General features: G+C 72.3%; 14 protein-coding genes and 1 pseudogene. 9 read left to right on the top strand and 6 right to left on the bottom strand.

What is annotated here, in order from left to right; all coding sequences use genetic code 11:
• Positions 1 to 72 precede the first annotated feature (72 nt).
• Positions 73 to 1,296, top strand: a complete 1,224-nt coding sequence (locus tag AC0B61_RS08875) for a cytochrome P450 family protein (RefSeq protein WP_471739923.1) — start codon at positions 73 to 75, stop codon at positions 1,294 to 1,296.
• Positions 1,297 to 1,378: 82 nt separating this feature from the next.
• On the opposite strand, the pseudogene AC0B61_RS08870 reads toward AC0B61_RS08875, so the two are convergent.
• Together AC0B61_RS08870 and zapE are read right to left on the bottom strand one after the other, a co-directional pair.
• Positions 1,379 to 6,940, bottom strand: a pseudogene (locus AC0B61_RS08870) (type I polyketide synthase); the annotation flags it as partial.
• A 70-nt stretch (positions 6,941 to 7,010) separates the two neighbouring features.
• Positions 7,011 to 8,072 (bottom strand): cell division protein ZapE, encoded by a 1,062-nt coding sequence (zapE, locus tag AC0B61_RS08865; protein WP_471739922.1) that lies wholly within the window; start codon positions 8,070 to 8,072, stop codon positions 7,011 to 7,013.
• A gap of 171 nt (positions 8,073 to 8,243) precedes the next feature.
• Between zapE and AC0B61_RS08860 the strand changes: the two genes are divergently transcribed.
• From AC0B61_RS08860 to AC0B61_RS08835, 6 genes are all read left to right on the top strand, one after another.
• Positions 8,244 to 9,044, top strand: a complete 801-nt coding sequence (locus tag AC0B61_RS08860; protein ID WP_471739921.1) for an aminotransferase class IV — start codon at positions 8,244 to 8,246, stop codon at positions 9,042 to 9,044.
• A gap of 100 nt (positions 9,045 to 9,144) precedes the next feature.
• Entirely contained in the window at positions 9,145 to 9,900 is a 756-nt protein-coding gene (locus AC0B61_RS08855; protein ID WP_471739920.1) for a thioesterase II family protein, read from the top strand.
• 414 nt (positions 9,901 to 10,314) lie between these two features.
• On the top strand, positions 10,315 to 10,710 hold the full coding sequence (locus AC0B61_RS08850) for a peptidoglycan-binding domain-containing protein (protein WP_471739919.1): 396 nt from the start codon (positions 10,315 to 10,317) through the stop codon (positions 10,708 to 10,710).
• An 83-nt stretch (positions 10,711 to 10,793) separates the two neighbouring features.
• A complete protein-coding gene (locus AC0B61_RS08845; protein ID WP_471739918.1) occupies positions 10,794 to 11,879 on the top strand; it encodes a peptidoglycan-binding protein in 1,086 nt (361 codons plus the stop codon).
• A 100-nt stretch (positions 11,880 to 11,979) separates the two neighbouring features.
• Complete coding sequence (locus AC0B61_RS08840; RefSeq protein ID WP_471739917.1) at positions 11,980 to 12,351, top strand: peptidoglycan-binding domain-containing protein; 372 nt, start codon at positions 11,980 to 11,982, stop codon at positions 12,349 to 12,351.
• A gap of 47 nt (positions 12,352 to 12,398) precedes the next feature.
• Positions 12,399 to 12,764, top strand: coding sequence for a peptidoglycan-binding domain-containing protein (locus AC0B61_RS08835; RefSeq protein ID WP_471739916.1), 366 nt, complete (start codon positions 12,399 to 12,401; stop codon positions 12,762 to 12,764).
• Positions 12,765 to 12,841: 77 nt separating this feature from the next.
• Here the strand turns inward: AC0B61_RS08835 and AC0B61_RS08830 are convergent, their stop codons facing one another.
• Positions 12,842 to 13,225 (bottom strand): hypothetical protein, encoded by a 384-nt coding sequence (locus tag AC0B61_RS08830; RefSeq protein WP_471739915.1) that lies wholly within the window; start codon positions 13,223 to 13,225, stop codon positions 12,842 to 12,844.
• A 326-nt stretch (positions 13,226 to 13,551) separates the two neighbouring features.
• On the opposite strand from AC0B61_RS08830, the gene AC0B61_RS08825 reads away from it, so the two are divergent.
• Together AC0B61_RS08825 and AC0B61_RS08820 are read left to right on the top strand one after the other, a co-directional pair.
• The gene (locus tag AC0B61_RS08825) at positions 13,552 to 15,495 is read left to right on the top strand and encodes a PhoX family protein (RefSeq protein ID WP_471739914.1); all 1,944 of its coding nucleotides are present in this window, start codon (positions 13,552 to 13,554) and stop codon (positions 15,493 to 15,495) included.
• Positions 15,496 to 15,561: 66 nt separating this feature from the next.
• Complete coding sequence (locus AC0B61_RS08820) at positions 15,562 to 17,406, top strand: peptidoglycan recognition protein family protein (protein ID WP_471739913.1); 1,845 nt, start codon at positions 15,562 to 15,564, stop codon at positions 17,404 to 17,406.
• A 400-nt stretch (positions 17,407 to 17,806) separates the two neighbouring features.
• On the opposite strand, the gene yjfF is transcribed toward AC0B61_RS08820, so the two are convergent.
• Genes yjfF through AC0B61_RS08805 form a run of 3 tightly spaced genes read right to left on the bottom strand, consistent with a single transcriptional unit; the run spans position 17,807 to position 21,377 of the window.
• A complete protein-coding gene (gene yjfF, locus AC0B61_RS08815) occupies positions 17,807 to 18,778 on the bottom strand; it encodes a galactofuranose ABC transporter, permease protein YjfF (protein ID WP_471739912.1) in 972 nt (323 codons plus the stop codon).
• Positions 18,775 to 19,857 (bottom strand): ABC transporter permease, encoded by a 1,083-nt coding sequence (locus AC0B61_RS08810; protein WP_471739911.1) that lies wholly within the window; start codon positions 19,855 to 19,857, stop codon positions 18,775 to 18,777. Before AC0B61_RS08810 ends, yjfF begins: the two co-directional genes overlap by 4 nt.
• On the bottom strand, positions 19,854 to 21,377 hold the full coding sequence (locus AC0B61_RS08805; RefSeq protein WP_471739910.1) for a sugar ABC transporter ATP-binding protein: 1,524 nt from the start codon (positions 21,375 to 21,377) through the stop codon (positions 19,854 to 19,856). Before AC0B61_RS08805 ends, AC0B61_RS08810 begins: the two co-directional genes overlap by 4 nt.
• Positions 21,378 to 21,396 lie beyond the last annotated feature (19 nt).

Here is a 21,396-nt window from a genome sequence, read left to right as displayed (position 1 = left end):
ATCGTTCCCGGTGGCCGCATCACACACCGGACATTTGCGAAATCCACAAGTTCCCTGATTCAAGGAGTTTCCGTGTCCCTGCCGATCATGGACGAGGAGTTTCTGAGCAACCCGTATCCGGCCTATGACGCCCTGCAGAGCACGGGGTCGGTGCACCGGATGCTGCTACCGAGCGGCCTGAAGGTCTGGGCCGTCGTCAACTACGAGGAGGCGCGCATCGCGCTCTCGCACCCGGCGCTGTCCAAGGACATCGACACCTCGGTCCAACTCGGATACTTCGACCGGGAGATGTCCGAGGGCGGCACGCCGCGCCTGGAGCACAGCTCGGTGGGCCGGCACATGCTCAACATGGACCCGCCGGACCACACCCGGCTGCGCAAGCTCGTGAACCGGGCCCTGACGGCCCGCAGCGTGAAGAAGCTCGAGCCGGTCATCGAGGCCATCAGCACCGAACTCCTGGACGCCGCCGAGCTGAAGGCCGCCGCCGAGGGCGGCGTCGTCGACCTGGTCGAGGAGTACACGGCGCAGTTCCCCGTCCGGGTGCTCGGGCATCTGCTCGGCATCCGCGAGGAGCACTTCCCGGTCCTGGTCGGGCTCACCTCCGCGATCATGTCCAACGACAACGAGAACGCGGGCCCGAACATGGCCCGGTTCGGCCAGCACATCGGGGAGATGGTCCAGCTCAAGCGCGCCCAGCCGGCCGACGACCTGGTCGGCGCGCTCATCCACGCCAGGGACGAGGAGGACAAGCTCTCCGACCTCGAGCTGGTCTCCACCGTGTTCCTGCTCGTGGTGGCCGGCTACGAGACCACGGTCAACATGATCGGCCACGGTCTGCGGGCCCTGCTCAACCACCCGGAGCAGCTCGCGGCCCTGCGCCGCGATCCGAGCGGAATCCCGGCCGCCAACGAGGAGTTCCTCCGCTACGAGGGCCCCGGCAACCGCGCGACGCTGCGCTACGCCACCGAGCCGTTCGAGCTCGGCGGCGTGACGGTCGGCACCGGTGAGTACGTCTCCGTCCTGCTGGGCGCGGCGAACCGGGACGGGGCCCAGTTCGGCTGTCCCCACCAGCTCGACGTCACCCGGTCCACCGCCGGGCACCTGGGCTTCGGGCACGGCATCCACTACTGCGTCGGCGCCCCGCTGGCCCGCCTGGAGATGGAGATCGCCCTCCGCCACCTGCTGGGCCGGTTCCCCGACCTCGAGCTGGCCGTCCCGGACTCCGAACTGAAGTGGCGGAAGAGCTTCATGATGCAGGGCCTGGAAAGCCTGCCGGTGCGCCTGCACAAGAACTGACAGCTTGTCCGGCAAGGCCGTTGGTGTCCGGATCGGAGACCAACGGCCTTGCCGCATTTCCGCCGCAGCCCGCAGGCCTCGGTCAGGCCTTGCCGAACTCCTGCTGGATGAACGCGAAGATGTCGTCCGCCGAGGCCGCCTCCAGGCCCCCGCCGGAGCCGGCGTCCGCACCGGTGGCCGCGGGAGCCGCGCAGATCCGCGCGAGCTCCTGGAGGCGCTCGTACAGCTTCCCGCGCACCTCCTCGTCACCGTCCGCGACCACGGCCCGCAGCGCCGTCTCGATCCCGTCCAGCTCGCCGATGAGCGGAACCGGCGCCTCCTCGATCGCCAGCTCCGCCAGCAGGTAGTCGCTCAGCGCCGTCGGCGTCGGGTGGTCGAAGACGAGGGTGGTGGGCAGGGTCACCCCGACCGCGGCGCCCAGCCGGTTGCGCAGCTGCACCGCGGTGAGCGAGTCGAGCCCCAGGTCGAAGAACCCGCGGCTCTCGTCGACCAGTTGCCCGTCGGCCAGGCCTAGCACCGCGGCGGCGTTCGTGCGGACCAGGTCGGCCAGGATCCGCCCGCGTTCGGCCGCCGGCACGGCGGCGAGCTGCCGCGGCAGCGACGCCTCGGCCACCGCGACGGCGGCGTCACGGCGCACCGGCGCCGGGAGCAGCGCCCGGAACAGGTGCGGAACGACGCCGCCGGGCGCCTGCGCACGCAGCTGCCGGAGGTCCACCCGGAACGGTACGAGCACCGCCTCCTCGTGCCCGAGCGCGCCGGCGAACAGCTCCAGGCCCTCCGCGGTCGACAGCGCCTGCAGCCCGTCCCGTTCGATGCGGGCGATGCCCGCGCCGTCCAGGTGGCCGGTCATGCCGCTCGACTCGGCCCACAGCCCCCAGGCGAGGGACACCGCGGGCCGGCCCTCGGCGCGGCGGCGCTGTGCGAGGGCGTCCAGGACGGCGTTGGCGGCGGAGTAGTTGCCCTGCCCCGGGGCGCCGAACAGGGCGGCGGCCGAGGAGAAGAGCACGAAGGCCGCGAGATCCGCGCTCCTGGTCAGCTCGTCCAGGTGCACCGCCGCGTCCACCTTCGGACGCAGCACCGTGTCGAACTGCTCCGCGGTGAGCGACTGCACGATCCCGTCGTCGAGGACCGCGGCCGTGTGCACCACGCCGGTCAGCGGGTGCTCCCGCGGGACGGAGTCCAGCAGCGCGGCCAGGGCCTCGCGATCGGCGACGTCGCAGGCGGCGACGGTCACCGAGGCGCCCAGGGCAGCGAGTTCGTCCTGGAGCCCGCCGGCCGCTCCCCCGCTCCGGCTGACCAGCAGCAGCCGCCGTACGCCGTGGTCGGCGACCAGGCTGCGGGCGACGGCGCGGCCCAGCGCGCCGGTGCCGCCGGTCACCAGCACCGTGCCGTCCGGGGCGAACGCCGCACCGGCCGGCTCCGCGCGGGCCGCGCGGGCCAGCCGGGGCGCGTGGAGCTCGCCCTTGCGCAGCGCGAGCTGCGGCTCGTCGGCCGCCAGGGCCGCGGCCAGCGCCCGGCGCGAGGCCTGGTCGCCGTCCGTGTCGACCACCGTGAAGCGGCCCGGGTTCTCCGACTGGGCGGAACGGAGCAGGCCCAGCACGGCGGCCTGGGCGAGGTCGGGTGCCGGGTCGCCGGGGAGCGCGACGGCGCCCCGGGTGACCAGCACCAGCCGCGAGCCCGCCAGCCGTGGCTCGGCGAGCCAGGCCTGGAGGAGCTCCAGGGCGGCGGCGGCCGCGGCGCGCACCTCGGTCGCCCCGACCGAGGCCAGCACGACGGCGGGGACGTCGGCGGGGACGTCGGTTCCCGCACCGCTGCCCGCATCGAGCGCCGCGCGCAACTGCGCGAAACCGTCCAGCCGTTCGGCACCCTCCGGGCCCGGGGTGTCCGGGCCGAGCACGGTCCACGCCTGCGGCACGGCCCGGGGGGCGGCGAGCCGCTCCCAGGTCAGCCGGAAGAGCGAGTCGGCCCGTCGCACCGCCGCCGCGAGCTGTTCCGTCTTCACCGGGCGCAGCGCCAGGGACTTGACGGTCGCCACCGGCAGTCCGGACTGGTCGGCGACCCGGATCGTGACGGCCTCCTCGCCCGCCGGGGCGAGCCGGACCCGCAGCGCGGCCGCACCGGCGGCGTGCAGCGAGACGCCGTGCCAGGCGAACGGCATCCGGCCGTGCTCGATGCCGCCGTCCGCGCCGGCCAGTGCACCCAGCGGGATGGTCTGCAGCACCGCGTCTAGCAGCGCCGGGTGGATCCCGAACCCCTGGGCACCGGCCCGGAGCTGGTCGGGCAGCGCGACCTCGGCGAAGACCTCGTCGCCGCGGCGCCAGGCCGCCCGGATCCCCCGGAAGGCCGGGCCGTACTCGAATCCGGCCGCCGCGAAGCGCTCGTAGACGTCGCCGACTTCGAGCTCGGTTGCGCCCTCGGGCGGCCAGCTGCCCAGCGGCACGGGGGTGATGGGAGCCGCGGGGGCGAGGACGCCGGTGGCGTGCCGGGTCCACGGCTCGCCGACGGCGAAGGCGTCCGGCTCGTCCGGGCGGGCGTACACCTGCACCGTGCGGCGGCCCGAGTCGTCGGGTGCGGCGACCGTCAACTGCACCTGGACGCCGCCCTGTTCGGGCAGCAGCAGCGGGTTCTCCAGCAGCAGCTCGTCGACCTGTCCGCAGTCGAGCAGGCGGCCCGCGTGGAGGGCGAGTTCGAGGAAGGCCGTACCCGGCAGCAGCACGGTGCCGGCGAGCGCGTGGTCGGCGAGCCAGGCGTGGCTGCCGCGGGACAGGCGCCCGGTGAAGAGGAAGCCGTCCGTCTCCGGCAGCGGCACGCCGGCACCGAGCAGCGGGTTGTCGGCGTTGCGCAGGCCGAGCGAGTCGGCGTCCGTCCGGCCCTGCCGGGCCTCCGGCCACAGGCGCACCCGCTGGAACGGGTAGGTGGGCAGCTCGACCGGCTGCGGCCGGCGGTCGCCGAGGACGACGCTCCAGTCCGGTGCGAGGCCGTGAATCCAGGCCTGGGCGAGCGACGTGAGCAGCCGCTGCGGACCGCCGTCGGTGCGGCGCAGCGTCTCCCCCAGGAAGGCCTGGCCGCCGGCCGCCTCGCAGGTCTCCCGGATCCCGACGTGCAGGACGGGGTGCGGGCTGATCTCCAGGAAGTGCGCGTAGCCGTCGGCGACGAGCGCGCGCGTCGCGGGCTCCAGCTGCACGGTCTGGCGCATGTTGCGGTACCAGTACCCGGCGTCGAGCTCGTCGGTGCCGAGCAGGCCGCCGGTGACGGTGGAGTAGAACGGGACGTCCGAGGCGCTCGGCGCGGTGTCGGCGAGGGCGGCCAGCATCCGCTCACGGACCTCGTCGATGCGGGCCGAGTGCCCGGGCGTGTCCACGCCCGGGATGCGCCGGACCCACGTCCCGTCGGCCTCCAGGGCGAGGCGGAACTCGTCGAGTGCGCCGCTGTCGCCCGAGACCACCACGGAGTGCGGACCGTTGACGGCCGCGACGGAGAGCTGCGTGCCCCACGGCCGCAGCCGCTCCTCGACCGCCTGGGCCGAGAGCGAGACCGACAGCATGCCGCTGGTGCCCGACAGTTCGAGCAGGGCCTGGCTGCGCAGGGCCACGATCCGGGCGGCGTCGGGCAGCGAGAGCGCGCCGGCCACCACCGCGGCGGCCACCTCGCCCTGGCTGTGGCCGACGACCGCGGCGGGCCGGACCCCGCAGGCCCGCCACACGTCCGCGAGTCCCAGCATCACGGCGAACAGCGCGGGCTGGAGCACGTCCACCCGGTCGAGGGACGGCGTGCCCTCGACCCCGCGCAGCACCTCGGTCAGCGACCAGTCGAGGTACGGGGCGAACGCCCGGTCGCACTCCGCGATGCGCGCGGCGAAGACCGGGGAGGCGTCGAGGAGTTCGAGCGCCATGCCGGTCCACTGCGAACCCTGGCCGGGGAACACGAACACCGGTCGGGCGCCGGCCGGGGCGGTTCCCCGCGGCACGGTCGGGGCGGCCTCGGCGAGGGCGGTCAACTCCCGCAGCAGGGAGTGCCGGTCGCGGCCGAAGACCACTGCCCGGTGCTCGAAGGAGGAGCGGTTGTGCAGCAGCGCGGCCGCGATGTCCGCCGGGTCGGCGGACGGCTCCGCCTCGATGCGCTCCCGCAGCCGCTCGGCCTGCGCCCGGAGGGCGTCCGCGGACCTGCCGGACAGCAGCAGCGGGATCACCGGCGGCGCCGCGAGGAGGACGGGCAGCGTGGCCGGCGGCGCCTCCTCGGGAGCGGGTGCCGACTCCTCGACGGCCGGCGGTTCCTGTTCGAGGATCGCGTGCGCGTTGGTGCCGCTGATCCCGAAGGACGACACGGCGGCGCGCCGGGGCCGGCCGGTCTCCGGCCAGGGCCTGGCTTCGGTGAGCAGCCGGACGGCACCGGAGGACCAGTCGACGTGCCCGGTCGGCTCGGCGGAGTGCAGGGACTTCGGCAGGACGCCGTGCCGCATCGCCATGACCATCTTGATGATGCCGCCGACGCCCGCGGCGGCCTGGCTGTGGCCGATGTTCGACTTGAGGGAGCCGAGCCACAGGTACTGGTCCGAGGCGCGCTCCTGCCCGTAGGTGGCGAGCAGGGACTGGGCCTCGATCGGGTCACCGAGGGAGGTGCCCGTGCCGTGCGCCTCGACGGCGTCGACCTCGTCGGAGCGCAGGCGGGCGTTCTCCAGCGCCTGGCGGATCACCCGCTGCTGGGAGGGGCCGTTGGGCGCCGTGAGGCCGTTGCTCGCGCCGTCCTGGTTCACCGCCGATCCCCGGACCACCGCGAGGACGGGGTGGCCGTTGCGCCGGGCGTCGGAGAGCCGTTCCAGCAGCAGCATGCCGACGCCCTCGCCCCAGCCGGTGCCGTCGGCCGCGGCCGAGAAGGCCTTGCAGCGGCCATCGGGGGCGAGCGAGCGCTGGCGGCTGAACTCGATGAACGAGGCGGGCGTCGACATCACGGTGGCCCCGCCGGCAAGGGCCAGGGTGCACTCGCCCCGCCGCAGCGCCTGCGCGGCGAGGTGCAGGGTGACGAGGGAGGACGAGCAGGCGGTGTCGACGGTCAGCGCCGGGCCCTCGAAGCCGAAGGTGTAGGCGATGCGCCCGGAGGCGATGCTGCCGGCGCTGCCGTTGATGACGTAGCCGGCGAGCTCGTCCTGGCCTTCGAGCAGGCCCTCGTAGTCGTGGTACATCACCGCGGCGAAGACCCCGGTGCGGCTGCCGCGCAGCGTCGCCGCGTCGATGCCGGCGCGCTCCACGGCCTCCCACGCGGTCTCCAGCAGGAGCCGCTGCTGCGGGTCCATGGCGAGGGCCTCGCGCCGGTTGATGCCGAAGAACTCGGCGTCGAACCCGGTCACGCCGCGCAGGAAGCCGCCGTCCCGGGTGTAGGTGTGTCCGGCCCGCTCCGGGTCCGGGTCGTAGATGCCCTCGGTGTCCCAGCCGCGGTCGGTCGGGAAGGGCGATATCGCGTCGGTGCCGTCGGCGACCAGTCGCCACAGGTCCTCCGGCGAACCGACCCCGCCCGGGTACCGGCAGCTCATCCCGACGATCGCGATGGGTTCGTGGGCGGAGTCCTCCGCCTCCTGGAGCTGCTGTCGGACGTTGCGAAGCTCGGCGGTAGCCCGCTTCAGGTAGTCGCGCAGCTTCTCTTCAGCCGCCATGGTCTTGCTCCTCCTACGGGAATCGCCACGGCCGGACGGCGGCCTCGGACCGCCGTCCGGCCCTCGTTCACGCCTGTCTGGTCGCCTGCGTCGCACCCGGCGTGGCGGAGCCCGGAAGGAGCATGAGGCGACTGGCGGTCCGGTTGATGTCGATGGGCAGGGCGTCGCCCCGCAGGCAGTCCGCCAGGGGGCCGTCGGCGACGAGGTAGAGCTTCGCGTCCCGGTCGCACAGGACGTCGACCAGGTTGGCGAAGCGCTGCGCCGCGTCCCTGCTGCCGGCCGTCAGCTGCGGCAGCCCGGACAGCACCCAGGTGCCGAACCGGTCGGCCAGGCCCAGGTAGTCGATGGTCGAGGTGCGTTCGTCACACAGCTCGTGGAAGTCGAACCAGACGAGGTCGTCGCGCACGGCGCGGGCCACCAGGTCCCGGCCGCCGATGTCGATGTGCTGCCGCTCGCCGTCGGCCGGCGGTTCGAGTCCGGCCTCGCGCAGCTGCTCCTCGGTGCCGGGCCAGATGTAGGCCCCGCGCTGGAACTGCGAACGGGCCTCCCCGGCGGTGCTCCCCGCCCGGTAGTCCTGCGGGCCCGCGACCTCCAGGACGTCCAGGTTGCCCTCGAGCAGCTTGATGGTCGGCTCGAACATGTGGTGGTAGACCGGGTTCGGCAGCAGGCCGTCGGGCGGGTAGTTCGAGGTGGTCACCAGGGTGACCTTCTGGTCGAACAGCGAGGTCAGGACGCGGCCCATCATCATGGCGTCGCCCGGGTCGTGCACGTGGAACTCGTCGAAGAACAGCAGCCGGCAGTCGCTCAGCAGCTCGGCGACGGCCAGGTCGCAGGCGTTGCGCTCCTTGCGGTGCCGGGCGTAGACGGCGTGGAACTCCCGGAAGAACTCGTGGAAGTGCACCCGGCGCTTGTTCCGCACCGGCAGCGCCTCGTAGAAGACCCCGGTCAGCCAGCTCTTGCCGCGTCCGACCGGCCCCCACACGTAGACGCCGCGCGGCGGCTTTCCACCGAAGAAGCGGCGTCGGCCGGACAACTCGGCGGCGAGCGCGGAAAGCCGCCCGGCCGCGGCGGTCTGCGAGGCGTCGAGAACGAAACCCGCTTCCTCGGCTGCGCGCTCGAACTCCTCCATCAACTGACGGCCCCCCGGTTCCAGTCTGATTTGCGCCGAAGCCGGTGACGGTTTTTTCACCGGCGAGCGGTCGTGATCCTGCCAGATGCCCACCGCCTGCGACAATGCCTTACCGGAGGGTGATGATCATCACTATCGTCGGGCAACCTCGCAGGTGGAACACTGTGCGCCATGGAAGAGCTCGACGGGCGACAGTTGGGCGTCGACGAGATCACGTCGCTCGCACTGATCGGTTACGGCCATTTCACGACCATGCGCATCGAGGGCGGCGCAATACGCGGACTCGCGCTGCATTTCGCGCGGCTGGCGCGCGACTGCCGAACCGTGTTCGGTACCGAACTGAACATGGATCAGGTCCGCCAGGAACTGCGCCGCGCAATGGATCTGACGGCCGATAATGTCGCCGACATCGTCGATGTCGTCGCCCGGATCACTGTCTTCGACCCGGATCTGAGTCTCCCTCACCCGGCTGGCCCCGCCAACCCGCGGATCCTCGTCACCATGCGTCCCGCACCGGAGGTTCCGCAGGGGCCGATGCGCGTCCAGCCCGTCCGGCACCTGCGCCAGGTCGCCGGGGTGAAGCACACCGGGCTCTTCGACAGCCTGCACCTGCGCCGCGCCGCACAACTCGACGGCTTCGACGACGCGTTGTTCCACATCGACGAGCTGGGGATCTCCGAGGGCGCCACCTGGAACGTGGGCTTCTTCGACGGCCGCCAGGTGGTCTGGCCGCGGGCGGAGCACCTGCCCGGCGTGACCGAGGCGCTGCTGACCGGCGTCCACGACCGCTGCATCTCCCGGACCGTGACGCTGGACCAGCTCCCGTCCATGGAGGCGGCGTTCGCCACGAACGCCGCCGTCGGCGTCCGGCCGATCTCCGCCATCGGCACCGTACCTTTTGCGACGGATCACCCGATCCTGGCCGAACTCCGCGACCGGTACGCGGAGATCGCCGCCGAGGACCCGCGCTGACGGTCCCGGACCCGCAGGTCCGCAGCACCCAAGCACCGTAGCACCGCAGATCCGCAGCACCCGCGCCGGCGAGGCGCACCACGGAAGGACAGCACCACCCATGACGAGCACCGTCACCACCGACCAGCTCTGGATACGCCGCTACCACCAGGCCGAGCCCGGCGCCCCGACCCTCGTCTGCCTCCCGCACGCGGGCGGCAGCGCCACCTTCTACTTCCCCATGTCCCGCGCACTGGCCCCCCGCTGTGACGTGGTGGCGGTCCAGTACCCGGGTCGGCAGGACCGCCGCTCGGAGCCGCTGGTCGAGTCGATCGACGAGCTCGCCGACCAGCTCCTCCCCGTGCTCCGGCGAACCACGGACGGCCCGGTGGCGTTCTTCGGCCACAGCATGGGCGCCAGCCTCGCCTTCGAACTGGCCCGCCGCTTCGAGGAGTCCGGCACGGTGCCGAGCGCACTCTTCGTCTCGGCCCGGCCCGCCCCCTCCCGGCACCGCCAGGGCGGCACCGTCCACCTCGGCGACGACCGCGAACTGATCGCGAAGCTCCGGGAACTCAGCGGCACCGACGAACAGGTCCTCGGCGACGAAGAGCTGCTGCGGATGGCGCTGCCCGCCATCCGGAACGACTACAAGGCGGCCGAGACCTACCGGTACCGGCCCGGCCCCAAGCTGAACTGTCCGGTACACGTCCTCATCGGCACCGAGGACCCGATGGTCACCGAGGACGAGGCGGCCGCCTGGTCCGGCCACACCACCGGCGCCTTCTCCCTCGACATCTACGACGGCGGCCACTTCTACCTGGTCCACCACCAGCCCGCGATCCTCCGCACCGTCTCCGAGCGCCTCAACGGCGTCTGAACGGCGTCTGAACCCGGCTCCGACCGGCAGGGCTGACACGCTCGAGCCGCCCACGCACGATAATGCCGGGCGATCCCTCACACGGGATCGCCCGGCGTTTTAGTGGTCTCCGGAGTCGGAGCGCGCGAACGGCATCCATCCGTCGGACAGCGTGGTCCGAACACGCGCAGCGCACCCCGCCACCGGACGCAACCGGCAAGGCCCCCGGGGACCGGAGGGCGCATCCCGTCACAGCGGTCTCACGCCCAAAATGGAAACGCGTCTCACATCCCAGGTCAGGGCCGTGGGACGCGTCTCCATGGCCGATGGGACGTCAAACCGCCTTCCAGACGGACGGCGGAGTCAGTCACAGTTCTGCCACGGCCCGGTGATCATGGGCCGACACCCGAGACCACTCCCCGAGAGGGACACTCCGTGAGCCTCAAGTCCCGTATCGCCAAGGCCGCCACCGCGGCCGCCGTCGCGGGTGCCGCCGTGCTCACCCTGGCCGGCCCCGCCAGCGCCTCCGACGCCGCCGCCTACATCGGCGACAACCAGCCCAACAACACCCACGGCGTCTGGTGCGTCCAGCACCTGATCAACGACGTCGCCCGGCAGAACAACCGGGCGACCGTCGACGAGGACGGTGCCTGGGGCCCGCGGACCAAGGACCAGGTCCTGTGGTTCCAGACCTTCGTCCACGTGCAACCGGACGGCATCGTCGGCCAGTTCACCGGCGACAACATCCTGTACCGCGGCGACCAGTACTACGGCGGGAAGTCCGGCTACTGCTTCACGTACGTGCCCAGCGACTCGGGGCTGTTCGAGTAGCACCCGCCCGTCGAGCACCTCGCGCGCCGAGGGTGGAGCACTCTGTTCCCCTGGCGCCCCATCATGGATCCGGAGACCCTTCTGTGAGCACCCTCCTCCCCGCCCGGCGCCGGTTGTCGCTGGGCCTGGCCCTCGCGGCCGTACTGACGGGCGTCGGCGCGTACACCGCCTCGACCGCGACCGCCGCGACCGCGCCGGCCCCGGTACCCCTCACCTCCCCGGCCTGCCCGGCCGACCTCCAGCAGGGTGAGGCCGACGGCTGCGTCACCCAGCTCCAGCTGGAGCTCAACGTGACCGGCGCGGCCCTCACCGTGGACGGGCAGTTCGGGCCGGCCACCGGCACCGCCGTGCGCAACTTCCAGGCCGCGCACACCCTGAGCGCCGACGGCATCGTCGGCCCGGCCACCAAGTCGGCGCTCGACGCGGCGGCGGCCGCCGCCTCCGGCACGGTGGACCTGCGCACCCAGTGCGGCGACCTGCAGAAGGGCGCCACCGGTGCCTGCGTCACCACCCTGCAGACGATGCTCAACAGATTCAACGCGGGCCGCCTCACCGTGGACGGGCAGTTCGGGCCGGCCACCGACACGGCCGTGCGCAACTTCCAGGCCGCGCACGCCCTGACCGTCAACGGGACCGTCGGCACGGCCACCAAGAACGCCCTCTACACCAGCACCCCCACCCCGCTGCCCAGCGGCACCGTCGACCCCGCCAAGGTCCTGGCCGCGGCGAAGTCCTACCTGGGCGTCCCGTACGTGTGGGGCGGCGGCCACTCGCTGCGCGGCGAGGGCCCCGGCCCGTCGCTCGGCACCTGCGACGGCTACACCGGCTCGATCCAGCCCTGCCCGGCCGCCACCACCGCCGGCCTGGACTGCTCGGGCCTGGTCCGCGCGGCCTTCTGGTTCGGCGCCGGCATCGACCTCGCCAACGGCGGTGACACCACCGAGCAGACCCTGGACAAGCACCTCACCCCGATCACCGAGTCCCAGCGCCGGCCCGGCGACGTCGAGTACTTCGGCACGGACGCGCACAACACCGTGCACGTCGTGCTCTACGCCGGCCCCGACCCCGCCACCGGCGCGGACATGATGGTCGAGGCGAAGGAGACCGGCACCGACGTCCACTACGTCGGCCTGCGCACCGGCGGCTACTGGTACCACGTGTCCTCCTGACCGCACGGGCCCCGCGTGGGTGACGGCTGCCGTCACCCACGCGGGGCCCGACGCTCCTCGCCCGACCTGTCCCACCCGCCCCACCTGAAGGAGAACGCCCATGCGTACCAAGCTCGCTGCCATCGTCGCGGGAGCCGTCGTGTTCACCGGCCTCGGAGTCGGCACCGCCACCACCGCGTCCGCCGCCACCCCCGCCGTGTGCAGCTCCTACGGCTACAGCAGCGCCGACGAGGCGGAGGTGGGCTACGGCGACAGCGGCCCGGAAGTCAAGGCGCTGCAGTGCGAGCTCAACTACAGCGTGCGCGGCGCCGGTCTGCAGGTGGACGGGATCTTCGGCAACAACACCCGCTCCATCGTGAAGAGGTTCCAGGGCTGCGCCGGCCTCCAGGCCGACGGCATCGTCGGCCCGAAGACCTGGGCCGCACTGGACTACCAGAGCGACATCGACACCGCGGCGAACTACCTCTGCTGATCCGGCCCGACCACGTACGCCCGACCACCTGTACCGAAGGAATGACCTTGCGCAACAAGCTCGCTGCTGTCGTCATCGCCACCGCCCTGGCCGCCGGATTCGGTCTGGCCACCGCCGGCAGCGCCTCGGCCGAAACCTCGGACTGCGGCGCGTACAGCAAGAGCGAGGCGGAGCTGAGCTACGGCGACGCCGGTGACGAGGTCAAGGCGTTGCAGTGCGAACTGAACGCGTCCTCCAGCTCCTTCTCCGCCCCCTTCAACCTGGGCGTCGACGGGCAGTTCGGCGACCGGACCCTGGCCGCGGTGAAGAAGTTCCAGGGGTGCGCCAAGCTCCAGGCCGACGGCATCGTCGGCCCGAAGACCTGGTACGCGCTGGACTTCTGGGCCACCCCGTGGAACGAGCTCACCTGCTGAACCCGTCCCTCATGTGCGGCGTGTCGAAGCCGCCTCGACGGCTTCGACAGCTTCGACCCCACCGTCGCCCAGGCGGCTCAGCCCGTGAAGGGGAAGGGCGGCAGGACCCGGCACACGGATTCCGGCGGCTGCCCGGGTCCGGGCGATGCGGGCGTTCCCATCCCGGCGACGTAGAGCCAGCTCAGCACGACCGCGGCGGCGAGCAGGGCCGGCAAGCGGTACCGGCGCCCCCTCGGCAGGCGGCCCAGCAGTGCGCCGAGCGCCAGGAGCGCACCGAGCATGACGGCCCACCCGGACACCGTGGCCATCGCCAGGTTCGGGTCCGGCTCGTGGTCCTGGCTCAGGCAGAACCGCCAGGCCGCCAGGATGCGGCTGTTGCCGACGAGTGTGCCGCTCGTGGCCAGGACCAGCGCGGCCGCCACCCACACCCAGACACTCCGCCGCTCCCGCGCTGACTGCATGCCGCCTCCACGTGCTCCTCGGTCGTTCCGGAAAACGCAGATCGCCGGATTCCGGTTCCACGATGCCCGTCGACCCGCAGCCGGTTCCCGTCCCCGCTGTCTCAAGGCGTCTCAGAACGAGGGGCCCCGACGTTTGAGACGGGCTCAGCATCCTGCGGGGGCCGAACTCGATCTGGATTCGGAGCCGCGAGCCCGCCGGCACTCCTTGCGCTCCGGCCCGGCCGGCTGCCGCCGTACGCCTCGCAACCGCGCGAGGCGGCGTGTGCAGCCGGTCCTCTTCAGTCCCGTACCCCGCCCCGGCGGGCCGACTTCCCTAGGTGGCAACCATGCCAGATCAGCACGCTCCGCATCCGGAGGCAGCACCCGGCCGCACGTTCGCCGACGTGGTGGCCGCCGGCCTGTCCCGCCGTCAGGCCCTGACCGGCGGCACCGTCGCCCTCGCCGCCTTCCTCGGCCTGTCCGCATCCCCCGCCTCCGCCGCACAGCCGGGCTCCGACCGTCCAGCGCCGAACCTGCTCGGCTTCACCGCCGTACCGCCGAGCAGCGCCGACACCGTGGCCGTGCCCGCCGGGTACTCCGTGCAGGTGCTCGCGCCGTGGGGGCAGGCCGTGCGCGACAGCGGCCCGAAGTGGCGCGCCGACGGCGGCAACACCGCGGCGGAGCAGGCCGAGCAGGTCGGCTCCCACCACGCCGGACTGCACTTCTTCCCGGGCACCGACGGCAACCGCGGCACGCTGGTCCTCACCCACGAGTCCACCGACGCCGCCCTCCTGTACGGCCGCGGCGGCACGACGGGCACGAACACGACGGTCACGAAGGAGCAGGTCGCCAAGGCGCTCGCCGCGCACGGCGTCAGCTTGCTGGAGGTGCGCCGCACCGGCGGCACCTGGCAGCTCGCCGACTCCCCGCGCAACGTGCGCGTCACCGGTGCCACGCCCGTCTCCTTCTCCGGACCGCTGGACTCCGACCACCCGGCCCTGCGGACGGGCACGCCCGTCGCGGGCACGCTCGGCACCGGCGCGCACGGGGTGACCCCGTGGGGCACGTTCCTGGCCGGCGAGCGGAACGTCGCCGGGTACTTCGGCACCGACAACAAGACGTGGCGGCCGACGCGCGCGCAGAAGCGGGCCGGCATCAGCGCCCGCGGCGACGGCTACGGCTGGCACCGCGCCGACGCACGCTTCGACCTCGCGGCGAACGGCAACGAGGCCAACCGGTACGGCTGGGTGGTGGAGATCGACCCGGGCAACCCGCAGGCGCCGCCCGTGAAGCGCACCGCGCTGGGCCGCTTCCAGCACGTCGGGGCGAGCGTGACCGAGTCCGCCGGCCGGGTCGTCGTCTACAGCGGCGACGACGAGAACGGCGGCTACCTCTACAAGTTCGTCGGTTCGGACAGCTGGTGGCGGCTGCGCTCCCAGGGCCGCAGCCCGCTGGACCACGGCACCCTGTACGTCGCCCGGTTCGAGGACGACGGCACCGGCCGCTGGCTGCCGCTGACCCACGGCCAGGGCCCGCTGACCGTCGCCAACGGTTGGGCCGACCAGGCCGACGTGCTGCTGCGGGCCCGGCAGGCGGCGGACTCGCTCGGGGCCACCCCGCTGGACCGGCCTCAGCAGACCTCGGTCCGCCCCGACGGGACGGCCTTCTGCGCGCTCGCGAACAGCCCGGGCCTCGGCCACTGCGGTGTCGGTCCGAACTCCCACCGGGCCAAGGTCAGCCCCCGCGCCGAGAACCCGTACGGACACATCGTCCGGTGGCGGGAGGACGGGGACGCCGGTCAGAACGACGGCCGGGCGACCGGCTTCCACTGGGACGTCTTCGTGCTCGCCGGCGACCCGGCCCACGACCGCCAGGTCCACCTGGACGCCGCCGGCACGTTCGCCTCGCCGAAGAACCTGTGGTCCGACGCCGACGGCCGGCTGTGGATCGGGACCGGCATCTCCGCCTACGACCAGAACCGGGCGGAGACCGGCCACGAGCACCTGGGCAACAACGCGATGCTGGCCGCCGACCCGGCCACCGGCGAGATCCGCCGCTTCCTGACCGGCCCGCGCGGCGCCGAGATCGCCGGCGCGGTCACCACCCCGGACCGCCGCACCATGTTCGTCAACGTCCAGCACCCGGGCGAGCACACCCTCGCCTGGGGCACGCCCACCCAGGACGATCCCCGCGTGGTCAGCAACTGGCCGGACCACGACGCAGCCGGGCGGCCGCGCTCGGCCGTGCTCGTGATCCAGCGGACGGACGGGGGCGTCATCGGGGCCGCGTGACACGCCCACCGACGTAGTTCGACGCCCGCCGTATCAGCAAGCCCAGCACGAAATCCGGAGAACCAGATGGTCACCATCATCTCGCGCAGTGAATGGGGCGCCAAGGCGCCCAAGAAGGTCGACCAGCTTCCCTTCACCCCGTGGAACGGCGGCATCGTCATCCACCACGAGGGCGCCGGGCACAAGACCGTCGATCCCCACAGCCAGTGCGCCGGGCTGGTCCAGAAGATCCAGGACGACGCGATGAACTACGACCTCGTCGACGACATCCTGGTCGAAGCCGGCAAGAAGGAACCCGAGTACGACGACATCCCGTACAACTTCGTGGTCTGCAAGCACGGTGGCATATACGAGGGACGAGGACTCGGCCACCGGTCCGCCGCCAACGGCGCCGAAATGCCCGGCGCCAACAGCGACTTCTACGCCGTGATGGGCCTGATCGGCTCCGACGACGAGGTGACGCCGGAAATGGCCGCGGGCATCAAGGCCCTGTGCGGCTACCTACAGCAGGAGAAGGACGCGGGCATCCGGATCGCCGGACACTGCGACGTCCGCACGAAGTCCCACACGGACTGCCCAGGAAAGCTCTACCCGTACGTCCAGCGGGGCGACTTCATCGTGCCCGGCGCGGGCACCGGCGGCGGCCCCGACTCCGACACGCTGTTTATGTACACCCGCAGCCAGTGGGGTGCCCGCCCGGCGAAGGACATCACGCCGGTGGACATCGGCGCCCGCACCGGGTTCACCGTGCACTACTCGGACGGGCCGACCACGCAGACGCTCCGGTCGATCCAGAACTACCACATGGACTCCAACGGCTGGTCCGACATCGGCTACAACTTCCTGGTCGACACCAGCGGCCGGATCTTCGAGGGCCGCGGCTGGTACCTCCAGGGAGCGCACGCCTACGGGGCCAACACCACCCACATCGGCGTCTGCTTCATCGGGGAGAGCGGGGACGCCACCGACATCGCGCTGTCCGCGATCCGGTCGATGTACGAGAAGGCCTGCGACATGGCCGGCCACGTCCTCGACAAGACCTACCACGGCATGCTCCCCGGCAACTCCACCGACTGCCCGGGGGCGCAGCTGCGCGCCTGGGTCCAGAACGGCATGCCGGCGCAGGTCCGCCCGCTGGAGTGGGCGAGCTCGGACTACACCCCGCCGCCCACCGACTCCAGCGGCGCGAGCGGCGGCGGCATGACCCAGGTGCGGTCGGTCTCCGCCCAGCAGCAGGCGGTCAACAGCCTGGGCTACAGCCCGGCGCTGGCCGTCGACGGCGCCTGGGGGCCGCTGACGGACGCGGGTGTGCGCTGGCTGCAGGGCAAGGTCGGCGTCACGGCCGACGGCCTGTGGGGGCCCGGCACCGAGGCGGCGTTCACGGCGAACGCGGGCGGTGGCTCGTCCGGCGGCGCCATGACGTCCGTGCGGTCGGTGGCGCGCCAGCAGCAGGCGGTCAACGACCTGGGCTACAGCCCGGCGCTGGCCGTCGACGGCGACTGGGGGCCGCTGACCGCCGCCGGTGTGCGCTGGCTGCAGGGCAAGGTCGGCACCACGGCCGACGGCCAGTGGGGCCCGGCCACCGAGTCCGCGTACTTCGCGTACATCGACGACGGCGCCGGCCTCACCGTCGACGGCCAGTTCGGCACCCTGACCATCATGGCGGTCCAGCGGGTCTGCGGCTCCACCCCGGACGGCCAGTGGGGGCCCGACTCCAAGCGGTCGCTGCAACACCACCTCAACGTGTGGGGGAACGCCGGACTCGTCGAGGACGGCGACCCCGGCCCCGCGACCTACAAGGCGCTGCAGACCTTCCTCAACGCCACCGGCGCCGGCCTCACCGTCGACGGCCAGTTCGGGCCGGCCACCATCTCGGCCCTGCAGAACGCGCTGAACCAGGGCAGGTTCTGACCCTTCGGCCAGCCCCGGCCCCGGACCGGCAGGCTCGACCGCCGGTCCGGGGTCGTCCTCCCGGCACCGCCCTGGGCGCCGCTGTGCGAGGGGCCGGCTGCGCGGAGTCTGCTCGCTGTGCCCCACACAGCGTGCGCAGCCGGCCCCAGGACCGGACCTGACGGGGTTCGCGGGCACCCGGCCGCCGGCACCGAACCCCCGGTGCCGACGGCTTCCCGAACCCCTGGTCCGGCCCTGGCTTCCCACCTCACCAGAGGCGGCCGCCCGACGTGACGGCGTTGTCGAGAGCTTGCTCAGCGTTTGACGGGAAGTTGACCTGCCGACCCGGCCCCATGGGGCGTGGTGCGGCGTTGGTGCGGCGTTGGTGCGGCGTGGTCCGGCGTGGTCCGGCGTCGGTGCGTTACCGGCGGCGGGCGGTGATCAGGCGCTGCAGGACGATGAAGACGAACAGCAGCCCGCCGATGACGATCCTGGTCCACCACGAGCTGAGGGTGCCCTGGAAGCTGATGACGGTCTGGATCAGGCCCAGCACCAGCACGCCCAGCAGGGTGCCCAGCAGGTAGCCGGAGCCGCCGGTGAGCAGGGTGCCGCCGATCACCACGGCGGCGATCGCGTCCAGTTCGAGGCCGACCGCGTGCAGGCCGTAGCCGGAGAGCATGTAGAAGGTCAGCAGCACACCGCCGAGCGCCGAGCAGAAGCCGCTGATCGCGTACACGGTGGTCTTGGTCCGCCCCACCGGCAGGCCCATCAGCAGGGCGGACTGCTCGCTGCCGCCGATCGCGTACACGTTCCGCCCGAGCCGGGTGTAGTGCAGTACGACGAAGCCGGCTGCCAGCACCAGGAGTGCGATCACCACGCTCGGCGAGACGAACAGGTCTCCGAGCGGGATCCGGGTCTGCGCCATCGCGGTGTACGACGGGTCCGTGATGGAGATCGACTCGATGCTGATCGTGTAGCACAGCCCCCGGGCCAGGAACATGCCCGCCAGCGTCACGATGAACGGCTGGATCTCGAAGGTGTGGATCACCCACCCCATCACCCAGCCGATGGCCGTGCCCATCAGCAGGACCAGCGGGATGACCACCAGCGGCGGCCAGCCGTGCCGCTCCACCAGCCAGGCGGAGACCATGGTGGACAGCGCCACCACCGCGCCGACCGACAGGTCGATGCCGCCGGTCAGCACGACGAAGGTCATCCCGACCGCGACGACGAGCAGGAAGGCGTTGTCGATCAGCAGGTTGAGCAGCACCTGCCCGGAGAAGAAGCCGTCGTACTGCACGGAGCCGGCGGTGAACATCGACACCAGCAGGACGGAGGTGACCAGCAGCGGGATCTGTCCGCGCACTCTGGTCAGCAGGGTGTTGGCGTTCACGCGCCGACCTCCCGGTTGGTGGTGGTGGCAGGGATCGGCCGGGCATCGCTGCGGCGGCCGGCGCCGCGTCGGCCGAGCTTGGCCCGGAAGTTCGGCGACTGGACCAGGCAGACCGTGATCACCACGAAGGCCTTGAAGACCAGCGTGGTCTCCGGCGGGATGCCGATGGTGTAGACGGTGGTGGAGAGGGTCTGGATGATCAGCGCGCCGAGGACCGTGCCGCCGATCGAGAACCGCCCTCCGTTGAGCGAGGTCCCGCCGATCACCACCGCGAGGATGGCGTCGAGTTCGATCCACAGGCCGGCGTTGTTGCCGTCCGCCGCCGAGACGTTGGACGAGACCATCAGTCCGGCGACCGCCGCGCACAGCGCGCTGAACACGTACACCAGGCCGACCAGGCGCATCGCCCGGATGCCGACCAGCCGGCTGGCGACCGGATTGCCGCCCACCGACTCCAGCAGCAGGCCGAGCGCGGTGGAGCGGGTGAGCAGCGCGGTGAGCAGCGCGACGAGTCCGCTGAGCAGGATGGCGAACGGCATCGCCAGCCAGTAGCCGCCGCCGATCAGCTTGTACGGCTCGCTGGTGATCGTGATGATCTGGCCGTCGGTGATCAGCTGGGCGACGCCGCGCCCGGCGACCATCAGGATCAGGGTGGCGATGATCGGCTGCACGCCGACCCGGGCCACCAGCACCCCGTTCGCGAGGCCCAGCAGCACCGCCGTGCCGAGCGCGATGCCGACCGCGCCGAGCACCGTGCCGAGGCTCGCCGGGTCGGCGGCCTCGCTGATGTGCCGGCAGGCCAGCGCGCCGGCGATGGCGACGGTGGAGCCGACCGAGAGGTCGATGCCGCCGGTGGCGATCACCAGGGTCATGCCGAGCGACACCAGGATCAGCGGAGCGCCGAAGTGCAGGATGTCGATCGAACTGCCGTACAGGTGGCCGCCCTTGAGGTGGACGGCGAAGAAGTCCGGGGTGAAGGCGAGGTTGGCGAGCAGCAGTACGGCCAGCACCGCGGCCGGCCAGAACAGCCGGTGCCGGATCACCGCCCTGGCCACCGGGGTGGTCGGCGCCGTGGTCATTGTTCCGCTCCGCTCGCGATGGTGGCCAGGACGCGCTCCGGGGTGAGCTCGCCGTCGTTGGGCAGTTGGGCGACCATCCGGCGGTCGCGCAGTACGCCGACGCGGTGGCTGAGCCGCAGCACCTCCTCCAGTTCGGCGGAGATGAACAGCACCGCCATGCCCTTGTCGGCGAGGTCCGCGACCAGCTTCTGGATCTCGGCCTTGGCGCCGATGTCGATGCCGCGGGTGGGCTCGTCCAGGATCAGCAGCTTGGGGTCGGTGATCAGCCAGCGGGCCAGCAGCACCTTCTGCTGATTTCCGCCGCTGAGGTTGCGGACCAGCGCCTCCGGGTTGTCCGGGCGGATGTCCAGCGCGCGGATCCAGCGCAGCGCCAGCTCGTCCTGCACGGTGCGCTTCAGCGGACGGGCCCAGCCGCGGGCCGCCTGCAGCGCCAGCACGATGTTCTCCCGGACGGTCAACTCGCCGACCAGGCCCTCGGTCTTGCGGTTCTCCGAGCAGAACGCGATGCCGTGGGCGATCGCGTCGCGCGGGCTGCGCAGATCCGTCTCGGTGCCGTTGATCCGCACGGTGCCGCGGTCCTTGTGGTCGGCGCCGAACAGCAGCCGGGCGGCCTCGGTCCGGCCGGATCCCAGCAGGCCTGCCAGGCCGATCACTTCACCGGGGCGGATGGCGAGGTCGTACGGTTCGACGGCGCCCTTGCGGGCCAGGCCCTCGGCCTCCAGGAAGGCCCGGTCGGTGGCCGGCGCGGTGCGCTCGCGCCGCTTGCCGCCCGCGAGTTGGTCGAGTCCGGCGAGCTCGGCGCCGATCATCCGGGAGACCAGTTCGACCTGGTTGAGCTCACTGGTCGGGTACTCGCCCTCGAGCCGGCCGTTGCGCAGCACCGTCATCCGGTCGCAGATCTCGTAGATCTGGTCGAGGAAGTGCGAGACGAACAGGATGGCGACGCCCTGGTCGCGCAACCGCCGCATGACGGTGAAGAGTTGCTGCACCTCGTCGCGGTCCAGGCTGGAGGTCGGCTCGTCCAGGATCAGCACCTTGGCCGAGACGTCCACCGCGCGGACGATGGCGACCAGCTGCTGGATGGCGATGGAGTAGCTGCCCAGCGGCGCGCTGACGTCGATGTCCAGTTCCAGCGTGCGGACCAGCTCGGCGGCCCGGCGGCGCATGCCGGCCCAGTCGATCAGGCCGAAGCGGCGCGGTTCGCGGCCGATGAAGACGTTCTCCGCGACCGACAGGTTCGGGCAGAGGTTCACCTCCTGGTAGACGGTGCTGATGCCCGCCTGCTGGGCCTGCAGCGGCCCGGCGATCCGCACCCGCTGCCCGGCCAGCACCACCTCGCCGCCGTCCGCCGGGTGCACCCCGGTCAGCACCTTGATCAGGGTGGACTTGCCGGCGCCGTTCTCGCCCATCAGGGCGTGCACCTCGCCGGGGAAGAGCCGGAAGTCGACCCCGTCCAGCGCCACCACCCCGGGGAACTCCTTGCGGATCCCCCGCACTTCCAGGACCGGTTGCTGACGCACCCGGGTTCTCCTCTCCTCG

This window comes from Kitasatospora sp. NPDC023385 (assembly GCF_055664045.1).
Note: the sequence above shows the minus strand (reverse complement) of the source record. Positions and strands in the feature narration are given on the sequence as shown.